This is a genomic window from Parahalioglobus pacificus, from assembly GCF_014652275.1.
Lineage (GTDB): Bacteria > Pseudomonadota > Gammaproteobacteria > Pseudomonadales > Halieaceae > Parahalioglobus > Parahalioglobus pacificus.
In genome coordinates, this window is the sequence record NZ_BMYM01000002.1 from 740927 (window position 1) to 764172 (window position 23246).

Annotated in this window: 21 protein-coding genes and 1 tRNA gene; 14 read left to right on the forward strand and 8 right to left on the reverse strand. The window is 53.2% G+C overall.

Annotated elements, in window-relative coordinates; translation table 11 throughout:
* The first annotated feature begins 115 nt into the window (after positions 1-115).
* The gene (locus IE089_RS12125; protein WP_189478064.1) at positions 116-1381 is read left to right on the forward strand and encodes a 3-hydroxyacyl-CoA dehydrogenase; all 1266 of its coding nucleotides are present in this window, start codon (positions 116-118) and stop codon (positions 1379-1381) included.
* Between the two features lie 265 nt (positions 1382-1646).
* Positions 1647-3233, forward strand: coding sequence for an AbgT family transporter (locus IE089_RS12130; RefSeq protein WP_189478065.1), 1587 nt, complete (start codon positions 1647-1649; stop codon positions 3231-3233).
* Between the two features lie 310 nt (positions 3234-3543).
* On the opposite strand, the gene IE089_RS12135 is transcribed toward IE089_RS12130, so the two are convergent.
* Together IE089_RS12135 and IE089_RS12140 are read right to left on the reverse strand one after the other, a co-directional pair.
* Positions 3544-3876 carry a YegP family protein gene (locus IE089_RS12135; protein ID WP_189478066.1) on the reverse strand — a complete coding sequence of 111 codons (333 nt, stop codon included), beginning with the start codon at positions 3874-3876 and terminating at the stop codon, positions 3544-3546.
* A gap of 186 nt (positions 3877-4062) precedes the next feature.
* Entirely contained in the window at positions 4063-4842 is a 780-nt protein-coding gene (locus IE089_RS12140; protein ID WP_229802740.1) for a bacteriorhodopsin-like, read from the reverse strand.
* A gap of 178 nt (positions 4843-5020) precedes the next feature.
* Between IE089_RS12140 and IE089_RS12145 the strand changes: the two genes are divergently transcribed.
* The 7 genes from IE089_RS12145 to IE089_RS12175 all read left to right on the forward strand — a co-directional run bounded on the left by IE089_RS12145 (position 5021) and on the right by IE089_RS12175 (position 12391).
* On the forward strand, positions 5021-6055 hold the full coding sequence (locus IE089_RS12145; RefSeq protein ID WP_189478068.1) for a polyprenyl synthetase family protein: 1035 nt from the start codon (positions 5021-5023) through the stop codon (positions 6053-6055).
* Between the two features lie 12 nt (positions 6056-6067).
* Positions 6068-7606 (forward strand): phytoene desaturase family protein, encoded by a 1539-nt coding sequence (gene crtI, locus IE089_RS12150; protein WP_189478069.1) that lies wholly within the window; start codon positions 6068-6070, stop codon positions 7604-7606.
* On the forward strand, positions 7603-8556 hold the full coding sequence (locus IE089_RS12155) for a phytoene/squalene synthase family protein (RefSeq protein ID WP_189478070.1): 954 nt from the start codon (positions 7603-7605) through the stop codon (positions 8554-8556). Before crtI ends, IE089_RS12155 begins: the two co-directional genes overlap by 4 nt.
* On the forward strand, positions 8544-9713 hold the full coding sequence (locus IE089_RS12160; RefSeq protein ID WP_189478071.1) for a lycopene cyclase family protein: 1170 nt from the start codon (positions 8544-8546) through the stop codon (positions 9711-9713). Before IE089_RS12155 ends, IE089_RS12160 begins: the two co-directional genes overlap by 13 nt.
* Positions 9710-10576, forward strand: coding sequence for a Brp/Blh family beta-carotene 15,15'-dioxygenase (locus IE089_RS12165; protein ID WP_189478072.1), 867 nt, complete (start codon positions 9710-9712; stop codon positions 10574-10576). The genes IE089_RS12160 and IE089_RS12165 overlap by 4 nt, the downstream gene beginning before the upstream one ends.
* Positions 10573-11142, forward strand: a complete 570-nt coding sequence (gene idi / locus IE089_RS12170) for an isopentenyl-diphosphate Delta-isomerase (protein WP_229802741.1) — start codon at positions 10573-10575, stop codon at positions 11140-11142. The genes IE089_RS12165 and idi overlap by 4 nt, the downstream gene beginning before the upstream one ends.
* 295 nt (positions 11143-11437) lie before the next feature.
* Positions 11438-12391 (forward strand): hypothetical protein, encoded by a 954-nt coding sequence (locus IE089_RS12175; protein WP_189478073.1) that lies wholly within the window; start codon positions 11438-11440, stop codon positions 12389-12391.
* 294 nt (positions 12392-12685) lie between these two features.
* Here the strand turns inward: IE089_RS12175 and IE089_RS12180 are convergent, their stop codons facing one another.
* The 4 genes from IE089_RS12180 to IE089_RS12195 form a co-directional block, all read right to left on the reverse strand.
* Positions 12686-12901 (reverse strand): hypothetical protein, encoded by a 216-nt coding sequence (locus IE089_RS12180; protein ID WP_189478074.1) that lies wholly within the window; start codon positions 12899-12901, stop codon positions 12686-12688.
* A 421-nt stretch (positions 12902-13322) separates the two neighbouring features.
* Positions 13323-13399, reverse strand: a tRNA-Arg gene (locus IE089_RS12185).
* A 319-nt stretch (positions 13400-13718) separates the two neighbouring features.
* Positions 13719-14597 (reverse strand): sterol desaturase family protein, encoded by an 879-nt coding sequence (locus IE089_RS12190; RefSeq protein ID WP_189478075.1) that lies wholly within the window; start codon positions 14595-14597, stop codon positions 13719-13721.
* Positions 14594-15196, reverse strand: coding sequence for a TetR/AcrR family transcriptional regulator (locus IE089_RS12195; protein ID WP_189478076.1), 603 nt, complete (start codon positions 15194-15196; stop codon positions 14594-14596). The genes IE089_RS12190 and IE089_RS12195 overlap by 4 nt, the downstream gene beginning before the upstream one ends.
* A gap of 157 nt (positions 15197-15353) precedes the next feature.
* On the opposite strand from IE089_RS12195, the gene IE089_RS12200 reads away from it, so the two are divergent.
* Together IE089_RS12200 and IE089_RS12205 are read left to right on the forward strand one after the other, a co-directional pair.
* Positions 15354-17795: a TonB-dependent receptor gene (locus IE089_RS12200; RefSeq protein WP_189478077.1), complete on the forward strand. Its 2442-nt coding sequence runs from the start codon at positions 15354-15356 to the stop codon at positions 17793-17795.
* Positions 17796-18239: 444 nt separating this feature from the next.
* Positions 18240-19634: a pyridoxal phosphate-dependent decarboxylase family protein gene (locus tag IE089_RS12205; protein ID WP_229802768.1), complete on the forward strand. Its 1395-nt coding sequence runs from the start codon at positions 18240-18242 to the stop codon at positions 19632-19634.
* A 200-nt stretch (positions 19635-19834) separates the two neighbouring features.
* Here IE089_RS12205 and IE089_RS12210 read toward each other — a convergent pair whose 3' ends face one another.
* Positions 19835-20395 carry an SOUL family heme-binding protein gene (locus IE089_RS12210; protein ID WP_189478078.1) on the reverse strand — a complete coding sequence of 187 codons (561 nt, stop codon included), beginning with the start codon at positions 20393-20395 and terminating at the stop codon, positions 19835-19837.
* A 131-nt stretch (positions 20396-20526) separates the two neighbouring features.
* On the opposite strand from IE089_RS12210, the gene IE089_RS12215 reads away from it, so the two are divergent.
* The 3 genes from IE089_RS12215 to IE089_RS12225 all read left to right on the forward strand — a co-directional run bounded on the left by IE089_RS12215 (position 20527) and on the right by IE089_RS12225 (position 22618).
* A complete protein-coding gene (locus IE089_RS12215; RefSeq protein ID WP_189478079.1) occupies positions 20527-20904 on the forward strand; it encodes a DUF2237 family protein in 378 nt (125 codons plus the stop codon).
* Between the two features lie 122 nt (positions 20905-21026).
* A complete protein-coding gene (locus IE089_RS12220) occupies positions 21027-21554 on the forward strand; it encodes a YybH family protein (protein ID WP_189478080.1) in 528 nt (175 codons plus the stop codon).
* On the forward strand, positions 21554-22618 hold the full coding sequence (locus tag IE089_RS12225; RefSeq protein ID WP_189478081.1) for an NAD(P)H-dependent amine dehydrogenase family protein: 1065 nt from the start codon (positions 21554-21556) through the stop codon (positions 22616-22618). Before IE089_RS12220 ends, IE089_RS12225 begins: the two co-directional genes overlap by 1 nt.
* A 12-nt stretch (positions 22619-22630) precedes the next feature.
* On the opposite strand, the gene IE089_RS12230 is transcribed toward IE089_RS12225, so the two are convergent.
* Positions 22631-23233, reverse strand: a complete 603-nt coding sequence (locus tag IE089_RS12230) for a DUF4136 domain-containing protein (protein WP_189478082.1) — start codon at positions 23231-23233, stop codon at positions 22631-22633.
* Between the last annotated feature and the right edge of the window lie 13 nt (positions 23234-23246).

Here is a 23246-nt window from a genome sequence, read left to right on the forward strand (position 1 = left end):
CTGAATCGACGGCTGCTCTTCATCGAAAGCATTCCCACAAAGGCACAGTGATCCTCTGAAAGCCGGTGTCTATACTGGGGCAAGGATTTCTAGGACCCTTAAAGAGAGCAAACTGATGTCACTTCCCGATGTTGATGATTACATCGCGCGCGCCGAGATGATGGCCGCCGAGATCGAATGCCTCCCGGCAGGAACGCCAACGCGAGCGATTAGTTCCGTGGGTATTATTGGTGCCGGCACCATGGGCGGCGGAATCTCCATGAATTTCGCCAATGCCGAAATACCGGTGACTATCGTTGAGACCGAGCAGGCGGCATTGGATCGCGGCTTTGGCGTCATTCGTAAAAACTACGAGCGCAGTGCCAGTCGCGGTCGTTTCCCGGTGGAAGAAGTGGATGTGCGAATGGGCAGGCTTAGCCAGTCGTTGGATATGTCTGAGCTTGCCGACTGCGATTTGATCATCGAAGCCGTGTTTGAAGATATGGAGATCAAGAAGAGCATATTTTCTCGGCTGGATAAGATCGCTAAGCCCGGCGCCATCTTGGCGACAAACACCTCGGCACTGGATATCGATGAGATAGCGGCTCAGACCTCGCGGCCTGAGGACGTTATCGGACTGCATTTTTTTTCGCCGGCCAATGTTATGAAGCTGCTGGAGGTGGTGCGCGCAGACCATACCGCCAATGACGTGATTGCGACCTCGATGACGCTCGCCAAAACCATTAACAAGATCGCCGCGCTGGTGGGCGTCTGCCAGGGTTTCGTGGGCAATCGCATCTTGGCGTACCGGGGCATTGCCGCAAATGCCCTTGTGGATCGGGGAGTGATGCCCTGGGATGTGGACGATGCGTTTAACCGTTTCGGCTTTCGCATGGGGCCGTTCCAGATGTCTGACCTCGCTGGCCTGGATATCGGCTGGAAGAAGGGGGCCACAACTGCCAACCCCATTCGTGATGCCCTCTGTGAAATGGATCGCCGCGGTCAGAAAACAGGTGCGGGGTATTACGACTATGACGCTGAGCGAAACCGCGTACCTTCTGAGGTGACCGCCGGGATTATTCGTGAGATTACCGGGAATACCGAGCCGGTGAGTCTCGAGGCTGACGAGATTATCGAAATCTGTGTTTTCCCCATGATCAATGAGGGACTGAAGATCCTGGAGGAGGGTAAAGCCCAGCGTCCCAGCGATATCGATGTGATCTGGCTCAATGGTTACGGCTGGCCGCGCGACAAAGGCGGTCCCATGTACTACGGCGATGTGGTGGGTGCAGAGAACGTATTGGCCAGAATGGAGCAATTGGCTGCTGAAGACGATCGCCTGGCGCCCGCTGATAGACTGCGTAGGTTAGCGAGTGAAGGCGGGAGATTCATCGATTTGTGACTGCTGTCTCGTAGTGAGGTCTACCGCCCACGCTGCATATTGATTTGACTGTCGCCTTGTCGCCTTGTCGCCTTGTCGTCTTGCCGTCTTCGAGTGGCTGTGATGGGCGTCTGGGTTTTTGAGTGCAAAGTATTGAATGCGTAATGGCGCATCTGGTGAGCGGCTCGCCCCACAACCCCGGAGTTTTTAGCCACTTTTGGTAGCGATTGCCGTAGACTCCAACCGACAAGCGCCCCACCGTTTCACCAGACTGAGTACTCACTTCATGACCGAAAAGCCCGCGGCCCCACAGGGCCAGAGCCGAATCACCCGCTTCCTGCATGTGGTTGAGTGGTTGGGCAATGCCTTGCCTCATCCAGTGACCTTGTTTGCGCTGTTTGCCTGCGGTGTTGTCGTCTTATCGGGGATTCTTGGTTATTTTGAGTTATCGGTTGCGGACCCGCGTCCGGAGGGCGCCAGTGGGCGGGCTGCGAACGGCATGATTGAGGTTGTCAGCCTTATGAACGCTGAGGGCCTGAGGATGATCGTCCTCAACCTGGTGCGCAATTTCGTTGAGTTTGCACCGCTGGGTACGGTGCTGGTCGCTCTCCTGGGGGTGGGTGTTGCTGAGCGTTCGGGGTGGCTGACTGCCGTTATTCGGGGCATGGTCATCAATGCGCCGCCCAGCCTGGTCACGGTAATCATCGTGCTCGCAGGTGTGCTGTCTAACACCGCCTCCGAGATGGGTTACGTTGTGCTGGTGCCGCTGGCGGCGGTCGTTTTCTACTCGCTGGGTCGACATCCGCTTGCCGGGCTTGCTGCTGCCTTTGCCGGTGTCTCCGGGGGTTACAGCGCGAACCTGTTGATAGGAACGGTAGATCCGCTGCTGTCTGGAATTACAACAGAGGCGGCGCGCCTGATCGACCCAGACTACGAAGTCGATGTCAGCGCTAACTGGTACTTTATGATCGCCAGCACGTTCCTGATTACGGCTGTTGGCAGCTTCATCAGCCTTAAAGTGGTAGAGCCGTCCTTGGGTGTGTACGAGGGTTCGCCACAAGGCATGGATGATGAAGATGCGCACCGGATGGACCCGCTAACCGCGAATGAGAAACGCGGACTCTGGCAATCACTCTGGGCAACAGTCCTGTTCGCGGTTGTCATTGCCCTGTTGGTTGTGCCTGAAGGCGCGATACTCAGAAACCAGGAAACAGGTGCGGTGGCTGGATCGCCCTTTCTCAAGGGCATCGTTGCCATCATCTTCGTGTACTTCCTGATGGTTGGCATCGTCTACGGTCGCGTTGTCGGTACGATTCGGAACGACCGTGACGTGATTGATGCCATGGCCCATGCCATGAGCACGCTGGGGCTCTATATTGCGCTGGTGTTCTTCGCTGCGCAGTTTGTGAAGTTCTTTGCCTGGACCAATTTGGGTTCCATCACCGCAGTGGCTGGCGCCACCTTCCTGGAGAACATCGGGCTTACCGGTCCACTGCTGTTCTTCCTGTTCATCCTTGTGTGCGCCTTTATCAACTTAATGCTGGGCTCGGCGTCTGCGCAGTGGGCGGTGACGGCGCCCATATTCGTGCCCATGCTGATGTTGCTGGGCTATTCGCCCGAGGTGATTCAGGCGGCGTATCGAATCGGTGACTCAAGCACCAATATCATCACGCCGATGATGAGTTACTTCGGACTGATTATGGCATTCGTAACGCGCTATCAACCGCGGGCCGGCGTGGGGACGCTGATAGCAATGATGTTGCCGTATTCCGTTGCGTTCCTGGTGCTGTGGTCGATTTTCTTTTTTGTCTGGACGTTTGTTGCTGGTCTGCCGGTGGGGCCGGCATCACCCACGTTCTACACAACGGGGTAGTTGCACTCACCGCAACCACCCCCGGACCAGGCGAAGCTGCAGTAAGGCATCTGCTGAAACCCACGACCCAATGATCGGGGATCGATCGTCTACACTCCTTCCAAACACTGGGCGTGGGGAGTCGCCGAATGCACCCGACTACTTTGATAGCGGAGTTGCGCCAAAGTTGGCGCAGCGTCAGGCCTGACCGACGTCATTCCCCAGGTGATGGACAAGGCCAGCGGCGGCGGCCTGTTGGAGCAGGTCGGCCGACTGACCAGATTGATGGGGGCAGCCAAGTCATTCCTGAGCTGACCGCCGCCCGGGTCAGTCAGGTATTGTCAGCAACGGGCGCGTCGGGCGCGTTTTTCTTCACTGACGCCACTCCATTTTCCATCGCGGACGCCGACGAATAGCTTTCTGACTTCCCGATGTTCTGGCCATTCGACGATGTGAGACTGAAAAAGGGCTCACCGTTCTTAGCTACCTTGCGATCAAAGCGCGAGTCATCCTGACTGTTCTTTCTGACCGACTCAATGCCGTTAGCAGCAGACGCCTTGGTTGCATACATCTGGCTGGTGAGGATGATTTGTCCGTTACCTGCCTTCAAATTGAACATGAACTTGCCGCTGGGAGATTTCTTGAGCTCAAATTTTCCCGCCATCTTACTTCGCCTCATTGTTGAGAATTTACTGTGATTGCCGACTTAAGACGTCCGGCGTTTATTTAAAATAGCTCACATGCCGGATCGGGCAACCTTGACGAGGTTTTGTACAGGAAAGTATCGACTCATTTTCAGGAAAAAGCCTGCGAAACTCCAGGTTGAAGCCCCGCAGGCACTAGCAAAAGGCTACTCCTTAGCTGCCGTCGCTTCGTTAGCGGCGTACCAGATGAACAGACCAAACGCGATCTTGTTCAGGACATCCGCGAGGTTATACACGATGTTGAGAGTTCCAACGTCTGTGCCTCCCGCGAGATAGCCCAGGAAGTAGCCGATGGGATAGATAGCCCAGCCCACGGTCACTGTCCACTTCATCAGCGTGTAGGCCTTTTGCACGGCAGGAGGAGCTTCAGTCGCTGCGACTTTGCTGGCTTCCCCAAAGAATATCTCGTACAGAATGTATGCCCACCCCAACATGCCAATCGCGAAGCCAACAGTAACATTCAGGTAACCGGCTTCACCCATGTATCCGGGAATCAACATGACCAAGGTACCGATCAGTAACCGCCAGAAAATGCCGCCTGAAACCTTGGTTATTGCAGCGAGTATTAAGTAAAACTCAATCATTAGCAGGGGAACTGTCAACAGCCAATCTATGTACCTGAAGTCTGTCGGAGTGTCGCCCGTTGCGACCCACACTTCTCGCATGTAGAAATAATGGAACGCGGCAATGAAAGTTACGAGCGCAGATACGGTAAGCGAAGTTGCCCACTTACCACCGATGCGCAGAGATTCCATCAGGAAGAATATCGTCGACGCGGCGAGCGCCATTGAAATCAACCAGAAGGAATAACCAACAAAATCACCTGACTGCAGCATAGTCGAGTCACCAGCGAATGCGCTTGTGCCCGCCACGAGTAAACCCGTGACTACTGCAGGGGTGACGATAAAGCGTTTTTTATTAAACATCGTCATCTCCTTGATGCGTGCTGAGAGAGATACCGCTCACCGCCCCGATGGGGCCGGTTAATGCAGTTACGCACACTGTTAATGGTCTGGTTCATTCACTTTCAATATTTTGATCCCCTAGCGAAAACCGCGCGTAACCAACCACATAACTCAAACAACAAACGCCCGGGAGTTAACTATGGTTGCTGTGGCCGCGCGTATAAATAGCATTACGACCCTCACACCAAGAGGTGACACGGCTCTTGAGAACTGCAAAGAGCGTATCGCTGACCGGTTGCTTGGAATCGCACTGCAATTCGAAAACCCTCTGCGCGATGCATGCACTCATCATCTAGGCACTAATGGAAAGATGCTGCGCGGCCAGCTGGCCGTGAGAGCAGCGCTAGCCGACGGCGCAGACACTAACCAAGCGATTGAATGGGGCGTGGCCGTAGAGCTCTTGCACAACGCAACGTTGGTTCATGACGACATTTGCGACATGGATGAAACACGTCGCGGACGAGCATCCGTCTCGCACCTGTTTGGTTCCCAGGTGGCACTCTGCCTTGGAGACGCACTCATCAGCGAAAGCTATGCCGCGGCGCGGAGGTATACGCGCCGCAGGGAGACACTCGATGCCCTGAGCATGACCATCAAGGAGCTTGCACAGGGTCAGGCCAGCGAATTTGCCTGTAACCACTATCCATCAGTTGAGCGTTGCTTTGCGATTGCCATCAGAAAAACGGGACCACTGTTCAGTCTTCCGGTCTGCGGCGCTCTGCGCACCTACGACAGCTCTTCAGTGGCTGGAAGCACAAAAAAATACCTCAACGCGTGTGCCATAGCCTTCCAGGCGATAAACGACCTTGCCAATTTTGATCGGCGCGTCAGCAGTGCGAATCCGAGCTCAGATTTTTCAAGGATGCGCCCCAACATTGCTATCTCGCTGTTTGCGGACTCACTCGACACCGCAACACGCAGAGACTTTGACGCGCTGTATCGTTCGCTCGCCCAACCAAGACATGAAGCAACATGTTCCCAGAAGCTCATGGAACAGTTCTGGATCACGTTTTCAGGATCCGTCGCCCTGAGATCTGCTCTTTCACTTACCAAGCTTGAAGTCGAAACAGCCGATCGACTCTTCGAGCAATTGGAAAAGAAGACTGCAGAGGTCGTGTCACCGCTGCACGCCTGGTTGCTCGCCACATCCGAGAAGACTTGCTCTCTTCACTAGGCGGGTGATTGTATGGAAGCGAAACAATTTCCAGGGCCTACTCAACATGCCGTTGTCGTAGGCGCAGGGTTCGGAGGTATCGCAGCTGCACTCAGGCTGCGCGCTCGCGGGTATACGGTAGAAATCATAGACCGCTGCCAACGTCTCGGTGGACGTGCTCAGGTCCACGTTCGTGACGGATTTCGTCACGACGCTGGTCCTACGGTGATCACTGCACCGTTCTTGTTCGAAGAATTATTCGCTCTATTTGGGAGGAATATAGCCGACTACGTAACACTGAAGCCGCTAGATACTTGGTATCGATTTCAATTCGCAGATGGTACCCACTTTAACTACGGCGGCTCCATCGAAGATACGCTGGCTGAAATTCGACGCATTGCCCCCGAAGATGAACAGGGGTATCTGGAGCTTGTTGAGGCCAGTCGCCGTATCTACGAACTCGGATTCGAAAAACTCGCCCACGTTCCGTTTCATAACCCGCGCAAGCTGATCGCACTTATTCCATCCATGGCCAGACTGGGGCTCTACAGGAGTGTCTGGCAACTCGTTCGCCGATATCTGAAGTCTGAAAAATTACGCAGGGCATTTTCGATTCAGCCGCTGCTTGTGGGCGGCAATCCTTTCCAAACAACGAGTATTTATAACCTCATACACTATCTTGAGCGAGCCCATGGCATTCACTTCGCAATGGGAGGAACCGGTGCATTAGTTGACGCACTTGCAAGATTGATGTCCGAACAGGGGATTAACACTCGGCTGAACACAACCGTTGACAGAATATGTGTTGAGGACAAGCGGGTGCGCGGTGTCTTTCTTGACACGGGAGAGCGGATTGATGCGGACATAGTCGTGTCGAACACAGACCCCGCTTTCTTGTACTCGTCGATGCTGAACGACAGACAATCCAAGGCAACGGCAAAATTGAAAACGCGGTTCGCGCGAAAGAGCATGGGCCTCTTCGTGCTCTTCTTTGGTACAACGCGCGCGTATGAAGATGTCGAACATCACACTATATGGTTGGGGAAAAGATACAAAGATCTACTGAATGACATCTTTAATCGCAAAGTTCTCTCTGAGGACTTCTCGATGTATCTCCACCGGCCGACAGCCACAGATCCGACGTTCGCTCCTGATGGATGCGACAGTTTTTACGCACTGGTGCCCGTTCCTAACCTTTCGGCCGAGATTGACTGGAGTGTTGAAGGCCATCGCCTGCGTGAGCGAATGGTGGAAGCTTTGGACGAGACTATACTTCCCGGCTTACGGGACTGCATCACCAGTGACTTCTGTATGACGCCCGAGGACTTTCAATCGGATTATCTAAGCCCCGACGGCGCGGGGTTCTCAATTGCGCCCACTTTCTATCAGTCTGCCTGGTTTCGCTACCACAACGTTGGGGAGGGTCCAAAGGGCCTTTACCTCGTCGGCGCTGGGACACATCCAGGCGCGGGATTACCTGGTGTTCTAAGCTCTGCTAAAGTCCTCGACCAAGTTGTGCCAGCCGCTGACATTCAGGTCGCCGACTGTCGCACTTACGAGGTTTCTCCGTGATCAAACATCCAACATCCTCGGGTGACGCTCACAAGGTGCTTGCAAAGCACGGTAAGACATTTGCGTTGGCCAGCAAGTTCATGGGTAAGGAAACCTCATACAAAGCAGCAAGGCTTTATGCGTTCTGCAGATACTTGGACGATCTCGTAGACGAACGAGCCACTATTCAATCTGCCCGTAACGCACTCCGAGAAACGCGCAAACACTTGCTATCCGGTACTGGCTGCGATCCGGTCGTTGCTGATTTCCTGTCACTGGCCCGGGACACGTCAATGGACCCCGCACTTGCCGCAATACTCATTGATGGCCTCGAAAGCGACCTTACGACAGTGGCTATCGATACACAGGAGGAGCTGGTTCAGTACGCTTACCGAGTTGCGGGTGTGGTCGGATTAATGATGTGTGCCGTCATGAATGTGAAAGATAGTCGAGCGCTACCCTTTGCGATTGATCTGGGAATCGCGATGCAGCTCACCAACATCGCCCGCGATATCCGGGAAGACGCGGCGATGGGTCGCAGGTACATACCCGGCAGTTGGATAGACAGACTGCGGGCTCGCGACCTAGTGGCGCCAAGCGCGTGCACGCAAGCGGCTGTTAGTTCCGGACTTAAGAAACTGCTGAATCTCGCCGATGACTACTATATGAGTGCGGCCCTTGGCTTGCACTACATCCCTTTGCGTTCACAATTTGCGGTTCGTGTGGCTCGATCGGTTTATCGGGAGATTGGGCAGCTGATCCGTGAGCGGGACTATAACGTCAATGAATCTCGGATCATTGTTGGGAACGCAAGAAAAGTACGAGTATCGCTTCGGGCACTCTTCTCCGAGCCGCGAGAGAGCACCTCGGACATTGCGGAGAAAAACTGCATTTCAAAGCTCCATACGCCATTACTTGGGCTTCCCGGCGTCCGAGTGTCATACGAAGGCAAGCCTGGGTGTCTCGCGTAGACGTATATGACGTTGTGATAATCGGAGGTGGTTGCGCCGGATTGTCACTTGCTCGCGAGCTGTGCCGTATACCAACATCACCAAAAACGTTGGTTCTCGAGTCTCGCGGAAACTATGTCAACGACAAAACCTGGTGCTTCTGGGCCAGTAATAATCACCATCTTTATCACCTCGTTTCGAAGGAGTGGGCTAAGTGGGAAATTTCAACTGTGTCGGGCGATGCAATAACTCACTCGGCCAGCGGACGTTCCTACCAGATGATAAGAAGCATCGACTTTTACAATGATGCTCTGGATATCATCGATAGGGAACCTAACGTCAATGTAAGAACTCAGGCGCCGGTATTCGGTATTCGTCGAGACGCCGACGGGCTGGAAATTAGTCTTCCAGATGGTGCGGTTTATGCACGCCGCGTCGTTGATACACGACCGCCAACGCAGAAGAAATTGCAATCTGCAACGCTCCTACAGTGCTTTATGGGACACGAAGTTGAGACTGAACGGCCTGTGTTTGACCCTCACAAGGCCGGCCTGATGACGGACATGCGCGATGACGGCTTGGGCTTCAGATTTGTATACGTGTTACCGCTTAGCTCTCAAAGGGCACTTGTAGAGACAACAAGATTCTGCACAACACTTTGCCCCAAAGCCCAGTTGGCAAAAGACCTAGAAGAAGACACTCGTAACTTGCTCGGTGGACAGGACGGACGTGTCATTTATGCAGAGTGTGGCGCCCTACCCATGGGCATGCCTGCTACGGAGGGGGCCGATAAAGAAGTTTATCGGGCCGGTATATCCGGTGGCGCACTGAGAGCAGCCACCGGATACGGATTCCAGAATATCCAGCAATGGGCTGAACGCTTCGCCTACTCTCTCTCTGGTTACGGCAGCGAAACCCACGCTAGCGCAAGCAAGTTCCAATCGTTTATGGACGAGATTTTTCTCAGAACCTTGAAACGCCATCCCGATCGGTCCGCTGAGTTTTTTCACTCGATTGCGGCCACGCTGGAAGGTGGGGAGTTCTCAGATTTTATGTCGGGGTATTCTCGATTGGGAGTTTGGCGGCGGATAGTCCAGTCATTGCCGCCACGCCCATTCCTAAACACATTGCTCCATCGTCAGGACAACATAGCTTCGCAGAGGGTTGTCGTTAGATGATCCTCCGAGGCGACAACGCCGCTTTTCTCGTGGCCTGCCTAGTTGCCCTGTTTCTAGCCTACATGGAACTAGCACCCGATGGGCGCACGGCGGTTACCTTTCTCGCGGTTGCTGTGGTTACCATGGGTCTGCCACATGGTGCTATTGATGCCTGGTATGCCGAACGTCGCGGCTTTACCGGCGACGGCTGGCAGGGCTCTGTAGTTTTCTATCTGTGGTACACCGGATTGGCTGTGTTAACTGCAGTCGTGTGGTTTTTGTTTCCCGTTTTCAGCCTTTGTGTTTTCTTGTTGATTTCCGCTTGGCATTTTAGCGGTGATTGGAGAGATCACCTTGTTTCTTTAGAGAGACTGGCTGCGGGAATTACGCTTGTTTCTCTGCCTGCACTATTTCACCCCGAGAGCGTGCAGGTGCTTTACAGCGCACTAACTGGTGAGCCGTCTTCGACCATCGTGGTCGCGCAGAGTTTCTCGGCGGTAGTGTTTGGTGTATTTCTCTTCTTGAGTATCTTGTACCGTGCTCCTAGACAACCGCAATTTCTGTTCGAGAGCTCTATACTCTTGGTCTGTGCATGGGCGCTACCGCCGATCACATTCTTCCTCGTTTACTTCTGCGGATTACACAGTGTTCGACACCTGCTGAGAATACTTAAGGGTGCTGGATACAGAGTTGGGTTATCGGCATTTCTGCACACACTGCTTGCCGTGCTGATCGCGATGACCGCCTGGATTATTTTCCCTGCCCATATCGAAATCGAGCAGCTTCTTCTAGGCACAGTATTTATCGGGCTAGCGTCGTTGACGGTTCCGCACATGCTCCTACACGATGTGCTCGCACATCTACATAAAGCAGAAAATTCGTGACCACTGTAAAGGCGATCGTTCGTTATCCCAAAGTCGAATCGGTTATCCTCGTTGACGAACAGGATCGTCCACTGGGAGCTGCTGAGAAACAGTTTGCTCACATAAAATCGAAGTTGCATCGGGCTTTCTCAATTTTTATTTTTAATGAGCGAGGGGAGTTACTGCTGCAACGCAGAGCAACCTCGAAGTATCACTCCGGGGATCTGTGGGCAAACACCTGCTGTGGCCATCCGCGACCGGGAGAGCGGACCAAAAAAGCAGCACAACGTCGATTAATGGAGGAGTTTGGTTTCAGCAGTGTCCTCACTCGATTGGGACATATACGCTACCGAGCGGAAGTCACTCGCGGGCTTACCGAAAATGAGTATGTCCACATATTCGTTGGAACGCACCGCGGAGACATCTCTCCGGATCCGGCCGAGATCCGTGAGTATCGATTTTCGTCCTGGGAGTCAGTGATCAACGATGTAAATCATCGCCCAAGTGATTACGCGCCCTGGTTCAGGGTTTACCTCACGAAGAATATCTCAACACTTAATACAGCCCTTTCATCATTTCTCCAGTAATTGGAAGATTCGCCAGGCGACACCATACGGTATCTCTTAACTTCTTCAGAGCTGTGACTACATCACGCCTTGGAGATTTATCCCGAAATGAAGCAATGATTACCACGTGTAGTTCTAGAGTGCTGGCGGAGAGGAGAACAGAGTGCTTAAGGTTCTTATAAGGGTATCGATTGGGTAGTAGGAAAGACCTGACACCGGCTAAAGCTAATGGTCAGAAAACTCGTCGATTCTGAAGAGTGGATTTAACAGCAGTCCCTGTTTGGTCCTCGGCTCAGAAAAGTTAGGGTATGCTTACTTGGAACTGTCCCACTTGGAGGTGGTTATTCATGCGTTTCCAGTCTCATCCAAGTATCGGATGGGTATCCTGATACGGGGGGGTATGTCAGTGAGGTACTTTGCCGTGTTCCTATTGACATCCCTTTTTCTTCACGAAGCAATAGCACACGACCTTGGCGAGGCCGGTAACGAAGTCTGCGAGATAAGCTATCCCGTCCCTCCAACGTTTCGTTCAAGAGATCTTTATGAAAGGATTCCAGAGTCGGAAAGGCCGGACTATGAAGCTTTCGAGGCCAACCTTAGAAAACTTCCAGCGGGAAAGGTCTGGCAAAGCCCTCTTCAGGAGCAGCTTTATTACAAGCTGAAGAAGGCTGACGCCGTTGCTCTAGTGGAAATGCCTGAATTTGAAAGCCAAGTATGGCAGAAGTCCACGCTGACAGATGTACTTCATCTCAAAGCTGTTCGGATCCCTATCGCCATTAGGGAGTGGATAAAGCCGCCGGTCGTCGAGCTGGGGAGTATGTTCGAACCGCATAGCATTGAGGTAGTCATGTCGTCTGGAAACTTGTTTTCTTCTGTATACCAATCTTCTGTGCATGATCTTCGTAACAGGGCGGACGATTCCATAAGAGAGTTTCGACGTCAGAGGAGTTCGGTTGAGAAAGCAAGCTCCGAAGGGCGAATATCGATTGCCGAGAGAGAAGAAGAACTGGCCAAGATCGAAGCATCTAGACAAGGCTCTTTTTTTGGAGAAGTAAGTTCACTTACTGGCTTGTTAGAACTAGGCGGGAGCTCGTCATCTCATCTTTGTGGTGTGGATTCGCTGAGGCCAAGGATGTCTTACGTGTTTTTTTTGCGATCTGACTCGGCCGGTGAGTATTCGTTCGCCGGTGCACAGTCGATCATGTCACCTGAAATGTCCAACTCGCTGCTTGAGGTTGTACCTCTATTAACATCAAGTGAAGGGAACTAGGGGGGGCTGCGAATGATTCCCAGCATAACCGCTAAAGTTATCTCGACGCGCTCTGTTCTCACACTTTTCGTTCTTTTTGCGTCTGGGATTGGCGGTAATGCCCACGCTCAGACTGAGCTGCTTTTAGACTCCAATTGCACGGTCTCAATACTCAATCGAACTGTCAGAGCTGGTGATGGCGGAAGTTTCGCAATGCCAAATATTCCTGACAACATGGGACGAGTCAGAGCACGGGCAACATGTCAAAGAGACGGCGCAACCGTTTCTGGAGAAATAGTTCCCATGACGGCCTCCTCAGATTACGCCTTTCATCAGGTCAGCAGTGGAGCAGGCCTTGGCCATGTCCGTTTCGATCTGTTCCCAGATGTAGAGGATTTTCCTGCCCCCGAAAGGGCGGATGTAGTGGACGCCCTCTAGAAGGACGGAACCCTTGAGGCTATTTCGGATGTAGCGTGGGTCGAATTTGATGCGCTCAGAAAGCTCATCGGTGGTCAGGTAAGTATTGCTCATCGTTCACTCCTTGAGGTCTATTTCGATGACTGCAAGGTGAACGTATCGTGGATTCGGGGACTGCGCTGAGCGGAGGGAAACTAACTCACTTGGTCGTTAAATGGCTTCTGTTCCGCCATGTCGCAACCCACTCAATCATGCGAAAAATATGGGCCGACGGCACAGATTTTTCGCCGCGCTCTGTCAACTATTTGGTGCCACATTTTTCGACAGCGCGTGCCGCGCAGGGAATTTAGAGGCTGACTTTTGGGGCTCAATCTTGATCACAGCGAGACCGGTTACGCTTTGGACCAGTTACAGCTAAAAGTCACGTTTGTCGGGGAGCAATTTCTTAGATGCCAAACTTGGTCCAGATTTGGTCCAAATATGGTCCAACTGACATTTATGTTAGTGCAAGCTTACTGGGATGGTCGCTAGAGGATGGCCCGCCCGAGAGGATTCGAACCTCTGACCTCTGCCTCCGGAGGGCAGCGCTCTATCCAGCTGAGCTACGGGCGGATCGGGATGGGGAGACTAACGTTCTCTACGCTTGTAGTCCACAGGGTGTGGTGCTTTTATGAAACCCTCCCGCCATGTTACGACGACTGGGTGCGGCACCGTGACGGCGGTCGGGCTCTCGCTTCTTAACGACTGATTCGGGCAAACTTGCTCGCAATAAGTAGGTGAGTCGACGGCAACATTTTCTTGTAAATGTTGGAATTGCTCAACATCTTTGTAATCGCCCGTTCGGAGCAAAGGGCTAGTGAGTCATCCGTCGCTGTCCGTTACTGCTTTTAGGCAAAGCAAAGCTTGGACACCAAATGAAAGCACGTAGCATCTACCTTGATATATGCCTGTCAGGCACACGAAGTGAAAGCTCGTGCTCTGAATTTGGTTGCCAATCTGGCGGGCCGAAAACGCTCATCCAGCGATCATGTGCGGTGGTCGATCTGCGGATGTCTGCGGCGATTTGTCGCCACACATGAAACGTTAGTTTGAGAGGGTTATTGGTAGGAATGTTTTTGACAAGACCAAATGTGACAGGTTCCTCTTCTTTAGCGTAAGTGCCGAAAAGATGGTCCCAAATCATAAATAGGTTCCCGTAGTTCTTGTCTATGTAATTCGGGTTACTGCCATGATGAACCCTGTGGGCAGACGGCGTATTGAATATCACCTCTAGAAGCGGTGGTAGGCGGCCAATGGTCTGGGTGTGACCTACAACACCCCACAGAGTCGCCATTACGCCTGCGACTGCAGTGATGCTCGGATCAAAACCGATCACGGGCAGAAAAAGAAAAAACGGCACTTTGCTGATGGGGCCGAACCAGGCCTGTCTGAAGGCAACACTGAAATTCATATGCTGGCTGCAATGGTGATTCATGTGCACGGCCCAGAGAAACCTTATCCTGTGTGATGCTCTGTGATACCAATAGAAAGTAAAGTCAATCGCGAAAAATGCGATGATCCATTGCAGCCACAGGGGCACATGCGTCGCGATGTCGAGTATGCGGAATTGATAAAGGAAAAAGTAGAGCCCTACAATCGTGCCTTGCGTGACACCATTAATAACTACATTCCCACCGAGCAAGCCAAGCGTGCCGAGCGAGTCATCTCTGTTGTAGTAATCGAGTTTCTGCCAATTTGAAATCGCAGCTTCAACGAGAATCATCAAGACAATTAAGGGTGCGCCTACGGCATATACGTCTGCTCCAGTCATGACAAATACTCTTGCTTCAGCGCGCCATTAGCCCACAGCCCGATTACTTCTACCAGCGCATCGCGTCTCGTCATGTTATGGCGATCATAAACTCCTTGCGTGCCAGCATGATCTACGAGCGCCATCAGCGAGGACAGTGCGAGGCCAGCATTCAAATCGTCTCTAATGGCAACCAACAGGCTTTGCCGCGAATGTTCCATAAAGACCTGGTAATGCTTTCGATAGATCGAGTGAGCCTCAGGAAAATCGCGCTCAAGTTGCCTCCAGAACTCACGGCTGAACCTGCCGAGATGGTCCGCCCACTGCGTAATAAGAAGCTCTATCCTCTCTTTTGGCGGAAGCCCCTCGCTGATGCCCTGTTCCCGCTTCTGAAACCAATGATCTGCCCATGAATTAATCAGTTCTTGAACGATGTGAGATTTGTTCTCAAATAGCCGGTAAAGCGTTTTGGTACTGATTCCAACCTCGCCCACTAACTGACTGATTACAACATTGCGCGGACCCACCGTGCGTGATTGGTGTTCGAACACGTCCAATACCCGTGCATGAATGGCTGCATCTCTGTCGCTGACTGCCGAATTAGCTGCGGGTTTAGTCACGGGCGTTGATCTGTGGAAAAATATGCAAAACACTATATTTTCCTTGTTATCTATAGTCAACCTTTTTACACTCGCGCGCCGCATTGAAGGTCGAATCGGCAGTGAGCATCTCGTGCCTTCAAAAGACGTCGAGACTTAGATTGGAGCGGAGTAAGTTATGTTGACTGTGGATACACGTGGCCTCTCGAGAGCGAATATTTTCGCAACCGCGGCACTTTGCGCGATTTTTTCAAATCCTGGAAAACTCAGCGCACAAGTCTTGGAGGAGGTTGTGGTCACTGCACAGAAACGGGCTGAGTCGCTACAGGACGTCCCGATATCAGTTTCGGCAGTTAGCGGTGAAAAGCTTGATAGGGCGGGTATTCTCAATTTCGCTGATCTGTCGGCATATGTGCCGAACTTTCAGAAGGCAGACACGGCTCTCGGACCGGTACTCCTTATCCGTGGGATCGGGTCAGGTGTTAACCAAAGCTTCGAACAATCCGTTGTTCAGTACACAGATGATGTGGCATTGGGGCGTGCGCCCCTCGCACGTATGCCCTTTATGGATTTGGCGCGCATTGAGGTTTTACGTGGACCTCAGAATGTACTTTTTGGCAAAAATAGTATCGGCGGTGCGCTCTCCTTAACGACGGCAGAGCCGACCAATACTTTTCAAGCCCGGGTTTCGGGTGAGTACGAGCATGAGTTCTACCAACAAGTCTACAGTGGAACCCTGTCAGGACCACTGAACGATGTGTTGTCCGCCCGTCTGGCTGTCCGATCACTCTCGGACGGTGGCTACTACGACAATGACATCCTATCCGCGTCAGAACCCAGTCGCGAAGAATTCTCTATTCGCACGAAGCTGCGTTGGGACATGACCGATGCAGTGACATCATCGCTGAAAATTGAGCGCGCCTTGATCGATGCTAGCGGGACACCGAGCGAAGTCTTTGTGAATTCGCCATCGCAGGGCGGGCCGCTAGCGTTTCTTTTTAACGATTCGACTTACCCGCAAATCGGCGAATCGTTAGGAGATCTAACGGGTGAGGACGTGGGGCAAGAGGACGGTACATTTGATTTCAGACGCTCCACCAGCATCGACGAGTTCTCTGAGATTGACGCAACGAACGTAACACTGCGAGTTGAGGCCAACCTCAATGAGATGGAGTTGACCGCTGTCACGGGATGGCTGTCTTATGACACGAACGAACTTTGCGATTGTGACCAGACCGGCCTTGATGTTTTATCGATCACGCAACGTGAGGACTATAAACAGTTCAGCCAAGAAATACGGCTAGCCTCACCTGTTGGCGGAACTGTTGATTGGCTGGGTGGGGCCTTTTATCAGCGCTCCGAGTTGAACTTTGACAGCTTCAGCCTTGTTGATGGCAACAATATTCTCACTGCGCTCGGGACACTTGGAGACAGGCTAGGGCCTCTGGGCGCTGAACTGACGGCGATTGGCAAAGGCGCTAACTCGAAGACAGGCCGTGCCTATGACTCAGGCAGCGAGATGTATGCGTTGTTTGGCCAAGCGACCTGGAATCTTTCAGATAATGTACGACTGACTGTTGGTGCGCGTTACACCTACGAAGAAAAGGATGCCGCCCGTACTATTGATAGCAAAAATACACTTACGAACGATTTTGATGTTGAGCAGTCGATCGTCGTAAATCAGCTGCTAGGTATTGATCTGCAAACCTTGGGCGAGCTGAGTGCAGAGTCCGCTTTGGGCCCTGAGTATCCGCAAGGATTCTTTTCGACGCATGACTTATCAGAGGAAAGGAGTGAAGAAGCATTCACCCCCAGTGTGGTAATGGAGTGGGACTCGAGTGATCACACCATGATGTATGGTTCTGTCGCCAGTGGCTATAAGTCTGGTGGTTTTGATGCGCGCGGTAATCGCGAAGGTGACTTCGCATACGATAATGAGACCGTGATTACCTATGAGGCTGGTATTAAAAGTCGCTTGTTCGATAATCGCGCAGAGCTCAATGCGGCCGTTTTTTACACAGACTATCGGGATCTACAGGTCAGCCAGTTTGATGGAGAGGCAGGGTTCTTCGTAGGAAATGCGCCTGAAGCTGTCACTCAAGGTGTTGAACTGGACGGGCGCGTCCAGTTCACCGAGGGGCTGTCGGCAACACTGTCCTTAGCGTATCTCAGCTTTGAGTTCAAAGAATACGAAGGTTCCTGTCCGCGACCCGAATTTATCGAGACCGGCGAGCGTAAGTGTGACTACGCGGGAAAGCGCAACATTTTTACCCCTGAGTGGTCAGGAAGCTTGGGCCTCGCTTATACAAAAGTGCTTGATCGAGGTTACTCAATTTTCGCAGGTATCGATGCCAACTATGTGGATGAACAATACATGGAAGTCACGTTGTATGAACCACTGAAACAGGACGCATATACAAAGCTCAACGCCCAGCTTGGACTGGAATCCGATCGTTGGTCCATTTACCTGGTTGGCCGAAATCTCACAGACGAGGAAGTCACGAGTTACATAACAGAAGTGACTCTGTCCGGCGGTAGCCCATTCTTTGCGCCATCTTACTCAGGTTTTTACGATCGTCCACGCAGTGTTGCTGTACAGTTAAATTACTGGTTTGACTGACATGCGACTTGTGTGTGGATCAATTGGTTATAGGCAAATGGTCACGCAGCCACTGCCACCGAGATCTTTACCGCGGGAAATGTGCCGTAAGAGGAATATCGATAGCGGGGGTCTGCTGGATGGCATCGGTAAAGTTTTGAGCCCATACGCAGAACCTTCACACTCTGACATCCGCTAAGGCGCTATCGCCTGACTGCAGAACTACAGGCAATACGGACAGGGACTGGTGCGCCGCGGGCACGATGTCCCGAGCGCTGCCTCAAGTGGTTACAACGGTGCAAAACGACTAGTCGCGTCGAACCTCACTGACGATACGAGGCTATACAGGTGCTATGCTGATCGGATTACCCGTTGCCGCAGTCGCAGCGACATCTGCTGGTAATGCTAGGGGGAAAAGTAATGCACAAATCTATGCCAGAAGAAGGTTCCGTTGCCTCAGACATAATGCAAAGGCTCGAGGTCTTCAAGCAGCACGATCCAGATTATAAAGATGGTAGGCTCTGGAGCCTGGTTTACTATCTAAACGAAGAACACTCAGAGTTTCTGAAGGACGCGTATCACTGCTACGCATCCGAGAATGGTTTGAATCCTGGAGCGTTCAAAAGCTTGAAGCGCCTGGAAAGCGAGATTATTTCTGCAACAGCAGAACTCCTTCATGGGACGGATGACGTATGCGGCGTCGTTACCTCTGGCGGTACCGAAAGTTGTTTGATGGCGGTCAAGACATACCGCGATAGGGCTCGAGACCTCCGAAAAATCCGCCGCCCTGAAATGATAATGCCAGCGACTGCGCATGTCGCTTGGTTTAAGGCGTCCGAGTATTTTGATGTCAGGGTCCGTCTAGTGCCGCTGAAAGACGACTTCACGCCTGATTTGCAAAAGCTTGAACGACTCATTAATCGAAATACGATCATGATGGTCGGTGCAGCGCCAGAGTATCCCCACGGAATGATAGATCCAATATCTGCCATGGGTAAGATTGGCCAGGATAGGAACATTCCCTTACATGTTGATGCCTGCGTCGGCGGCTTCATATTGCCATTTATGGAAATGAATGGAGAGTCGCTTCCCCCTTGGGACTATCGTGTACCCGGGGTGACATCGATCTCAGCGGACATACATAAATACGGATTCGCTGCGAAGGGTGCCTCGACCATTACCTATCGAAGCCTCGATTACCTGCGTTACCAGATGTTTGTTTATGAAGATTGGCCTGGTGGCGTATTTGCCTCCTCTGCACTACTCGGCACTCGGCCCGGCGGCGGGTACTCAGCCGCATGGGCAGCGCTGCAGTTATTTGGCAAGGAGGGTTATCGCGATCTGGCCGCAGATACCTTGGAGGCTGTGACGCGACTCAAGGCCGGCGTGAATGCCATAAATGGACTGCAGGTTATGGGTAATCCGCAGGGACCACTGTTTTCGTACCGCTCCTTGGATCCAGACCTGAATATTTATGCAGTGGGCGACCAAATGGATGCACGCGGCTGGCAGGTAAATCGCAATCAGGGTCCACCTGGCCTACATGCGATGGTGACGGCACAGCACTTACCCGTCGTCGACCACTACTTGGCTGACCTGGCCGAATCAGTGGCCGTAGTGCGTGCTGATCCTTCATTGGCGCAACAGGGTGGTGCGGCTACGTATGGGATGATGGCGCACGTTCCACTGCGCGGTATGGTCAAAAAGAAGATTCTTGACATGTATTCTGAGCAATACCGCGCCGGTGGCGCGGAACTGGACATCGAAGGGGCCTCCTCGGAGGGTGTTGCCGGTGGAAAGCTTGGTCTATTGGACAGACTGGTGCAATGGTACGTGGCGCGGCAGGCGCGCAAGGCATAATGAGATTCGAAAGAGCGGGGTAGACGGCCATTCAACCAAACGTAAGGAAAATGCCAACACCAATGATGAAGACGTTTTGACGTGCGCTCATAGCATCACAGTCGTTATTCTAAAGCGCACACTGTCGTGTGCGGCAAACCTCCAGAGTCCTATTCGAAGGTTACCGCCAGCGGTTTAGGAGAACCTTTCTTCAAGGGATGCTAGGGCAGTACTTCAATGATGATCTCATTGCGTCGATTCCAAGGCAGCGTCATGGGCGGGTCGTACTGATTGACAGAAGGCGGACCTACCGTTTCGATTTCATTCTCGGCTAACACGGCCATCAGTTTTTCTGTCATTTCCGACACCTTGCCATCCGTTGCCCAACCGGAAAAGGGTATGGCAGCTACGCGTCTGCCCGGCACCTCCAATAGGGTCACATTAGCAAGGTCTGGCTCAGGCAGTGTGGCCATGTCGAACTCCGAGGGCAGTGTGAAAGCCATGTAGCCGTCCTCGGCCAGTTGAATCTCAACGGGTGCAGTCATTGCAATTTCCTGCTCTCTGTCGTTGCCCCCGAAGATGTAGTTTGCCAGGGCCCGGAAACCCTGCGTATCGCTGACATCATCGTTCATTGGGGTGCGTGCCTGTATGGTGGACTCATACTGACGAATCTCCACCTCGCCTAGCTGTTGAACCGCGGCATATTTGGGCTCTTCCAGGGACAGCACTGTGGCGCTGATTAAGAACAGAATGACAGCGGGGATGATGGCTTTGACAAACATGAGAGGACCCTCTTTACGTTAGTATCAGTACGTAGCGGTCTCGCTTTTTGGTTCAGCCAGGTCCCATTCAATCAAAGACACCGATGCGGGCTTTGCCGCGTATCAAGTAAATTACCAAAGAGAAATTGACTGTGAGCAATGATGCTAAAAATGTTCTCGGCGAGCCTTTGCAGGCCTGCTGCTTCTCCCCAAGAACGGGTTTCTACCGTGATGGTTATTGCCGCACGGAAGCGCGCGATGCCGGGAGACATGTGGTGTGTGCCGAGGTCACAGAGAGTTTTTTGGCGTTCAGCAAGGCCAGAGGGAATGACCTCACCACACCTCGCCCCGAATTCGACTTTCCTGGCTTGGTCCCTGGCGATCGCTGGTGTCTGTGCGCCAGCCGTTGGAAGGAAGCTTACGATGCCGGTGTGGCGCCGCGGGTGATTCTGGCTGCCTGCGATGCTGCGGCGCTCACGGTGGTGTCGCTGGATGCGCTCAGATCACATGCGGCGGCCGCCTCGCACTGAGGTCGAAGCGGGGTTTTGGTTTTAACCGCTGAACCACGTCGCGATTGATCTGGCCCCGATCAAACGGGCCGCCTCGTCTGCGCTAGTCTCTTCTCATCACTCCCTACAGATGAGACGCGATAATGACGACTAAGAGTGCGCTTGAGCAGGAGATTCTTAGCACCTACGAGCGCTATGTGACTGTGCGTGATGCCATAGACGTTGGTGAAGACGATTGGCCATCATTGGCTGACTTCTATGTCGAAGACGCCGTGTATATCGACCCTGCCTGGGGCCGGCAAGAGGGGCGCGAGGCTATCCGTCAGTTCCTTGTGGACTCCATGGCAGGGCTTACCGGCCACGGCTGGTCCTCGCCTGAGCGCTGGACCATGGTCGATGGGCATCGATTGATTAGCCAGTGGGATCAAGTTTTGGGTAAGAAGCCCGAGGGAGGGCAGTGGATAGTCCCGGGAATTTCTATCCTCTATTACGCAGGTGACGGCTTGTTTTGCTACAGCCACGACATGTTGAACATGCGCTCTGTGGGCGAGGTGTTGAAAGCTATGGCCTGGCAGCCGCCGGCTGTCTTCAATATGCCGCCCAAAGCGCCCGATTGGAACACAGCGCTGCCAGAGGCCTACGCGCACCTGTCCAGCGGGACGGGTGCCTGATGCCTTATCGCGTTATTCAGTGGGCAACCGGTGGCGTTGGCCGCGCGGCTATGCAAGCGGTCATGGCTCATCCTGAACTGGAGCTGGTGGGCTGTTGGGTCAGCAGTGACGCCAAGGCTGGCAAGGATGTCGGCGAACTCGTCGGCGAATCCGATATTGGCGTGATAGCGACGCAAGATGCAGACGCGCTAGTTGCCATGGACGCAGACTGCGTTCTGTACAGCCCGGTCATGGCCGACCCCGATCTGGTGTGTCGGCTGCTGGCCAGTGGTAAAAACGTGGTGACACCGCTCGGCTGGTTTTATCCTGGCTCTCGCGACGTCCGCGTTATTCAGGCCGCCTGCGAGCGGGGCGGCAGCACCCTGCATGGTACGGGCATTCATCCTGGCGGTATCACGGAACGGTTCCCTCTGATGGTATCGGCGCTGTCCGCCGGCATTACCCATGTGCGAGCTGAAGAGTTTTCAGATATCCGTACTTACGGAGCGCCTGCTGTTATCAGTGACATCATGTTGTTCGGGAAGACGCCAGAGGAAGCGGCGGCCAGTCCCATGGTGCAGTTTTTGGGCGATGGTTTCGGACAATCTATGGAAATGGTTGCTGCCGAGCTGGGCTTTGATATCGACCCCCAGATGAATGCCACCCATGAAGTGGCCGTGGCAACGCAGCCTGTCGATACGCCCATTGGTGTGATCGAGCCGGGACTGGTGGCGGCGCAAAGATTCACCTGGCAGCGTACCGTGCGTGGTGAGCCCGTTATTACCGTGCGTGTGAACTGGTTTATGGGTGAGTCTGGATTTGATCCGGGCTGGAGCTTCGGAGCAGAAGGCGAGCGTTTTGAAGTGGAAGTCACCGGTGACCCGGGTTCAAAGGTGGTGTTCCACGGCTGGCACCCGGAGTCGGTGGCCGCGGGGTTGGAACGCAACCCAGGTATCGTGGCCACCGCCAATCATGGTGTCAGCGCTATTCCCTATGTGTGCCGGGCGGAGCCGGGCATCAAAACGTATCTGGACTTGCCGTTAATTGCCGGGCGTGCTGCGCGCGACTTCCAGAAAGGGGTCTAACCCGCTCCGTACTTAGTAGGGAGGGAAATCCGCCATAATCCGCGCAGCGGCTTCGTTGTACTTACCCTGATCCGACTCGTGCTGACCTTTCAGCTTGGATTGTGTCACGCTGCGCCACACGGACTTGTCCAACGTGGGGTCAATCATATCAACGATAAATGTGCCCTGTGTGTAGTTTTGCACCGACACTTCCGTTTGTGTGCCCATGCAGCTCCAGCAGTTGTAGCGGGAATAGCGGTTATACGGGCCGTAGTAGGGGCCGTAGGCGCCATAGGTGGGTGTTTGGTAAGTGCGTACATCAGTTTTGTCGCGAGCATCCAAGTGCCAGCTCATGAGAATGTCTGCTTCGCTGGGATCACTTACGTAGGTGAGTGTTTTTACCTCGAGCGCAGTTTTCAGCGCATCATCAATACGCTCTTTCTGGAAGTCACTCAGTGTGAGTGGGTTGTCACCCGTAACGTCACCGGACTCATCATAAAATGAAAATGTACGAACCTTGCTGAAATCGTAGTCCGACTTGTAGTCCACATCGGGCTTGGGGGTGCTGGCACAGGCCGCCAGTGCGAGTAGGCCAAAGGCAACGGCTGCGCGGTGGATCAGTGTTTTTATGCTCATTGTCGGTCTCCAG

Bases quoted from the DNA above. Each gene is read 5' to 3' on its own strand.
- IE089_RS12125 (WP_189478064.1), top strand. From the start codon at position 116: ATGTCACTTCCCGATGTTGATGATTACATCGCGCGCGCCGAGATGATG.
- IE089_RS12130 (WP_189478065.1), top strand. From the start codon at position 1,647: ATGACCGAAAAGCCCGCGGCCCCACAGGGCCAGAGCCGAATCACCCGC.
- IE089_RS12135 (WP_189478066.1), bottom strand. From the start codon at position 3,876: ATGGCGGGAAAATTTGAGCTCAAGAAATCTCCCAGCGGCAAGTTCATG.
- IE089_RS12140 (WP_229802740.1), bottom strand. From the start codon at position 4,842: ATGTTTAATAAAAAACGCTTTATCGTCACCCCTGCAGTAGTCACGGGT.
- IE089_RS12145 (WP_189478068.1), top strand. From the start codon at position 5,021: ATGGTTGCTGTGGCCGCGCGTATAAATAGCATTACGACCCTCACACCA.
- crtI (WP_189478069.1), top strand. From the start codon at position 6,068: ATGGAAGCGAAACAATTTCCAGGGCCTACTCAACATGCCGTTGTCGTA.
- IE089_RS12165 (WP_189478072.1), top strand. From the start codon at position 9,710: ATGATCCTCCGAGGCGACAACGCCGCTTTTCTCGTGGCCTGCCTAGTT.
- IE089_RS12180 (WP_189478074.1), bottom strand. From the start codon at position 12,901: ATGAGCAATACTTACCTGACCACCGATGAGCTTTCTGAGCGCATCAAA.
- IE089_RS12190 (WP_189478075.1), bottom strand. From the start codon at position 14,597: ATGACTGGAGCAGACGTATATGCCGTAGGCGCACCCTTAATTGTCTTG.
- IE089_RS12200 (WP_189478077.1), top strand. From the start codon at position 15,354: ATGTTGACTGTGGATACACGTGGCCTCTCGAGAGCGAATATTTTCGCA.
- IE089_RS12205 (WP_229802768.1), top strand. From the start codon at position 18,240: ATGCAAAGGCTCGAGGTCTTCAAGCAGCACGATCCAGATTATAAAGAT.
- IE089_RS12210 (WP_189478078.1), bottom strand. From the start codon at position 20,395: ATGTTTGTCAAAGCCATCATCCCCGCTGTCATTCTGTTCTTAATCAGC.
- IE089_RS12220 (WP_189478080.1), top strand. From the start codon at position 21,027: ATGACGACTAAGAGTGCGCTTGAGCAGGAGATTCTTAGCACCTACGAG.
- IE089_RS12225 (WP_189478081.1), top strand. From the start codon at position 21,554: ATGCCTTATCGCGTTATTCAGTGGGCAACCGGTGGCGTTGGCCGCGCG.
- IE089_RS12230 (WP_189478082.1), bottom strand. From the start codon at position 23,233: ATGAGCATAAAAACACTGATCCACCGCGCAGCCGTTGCCTTTGGCCTA.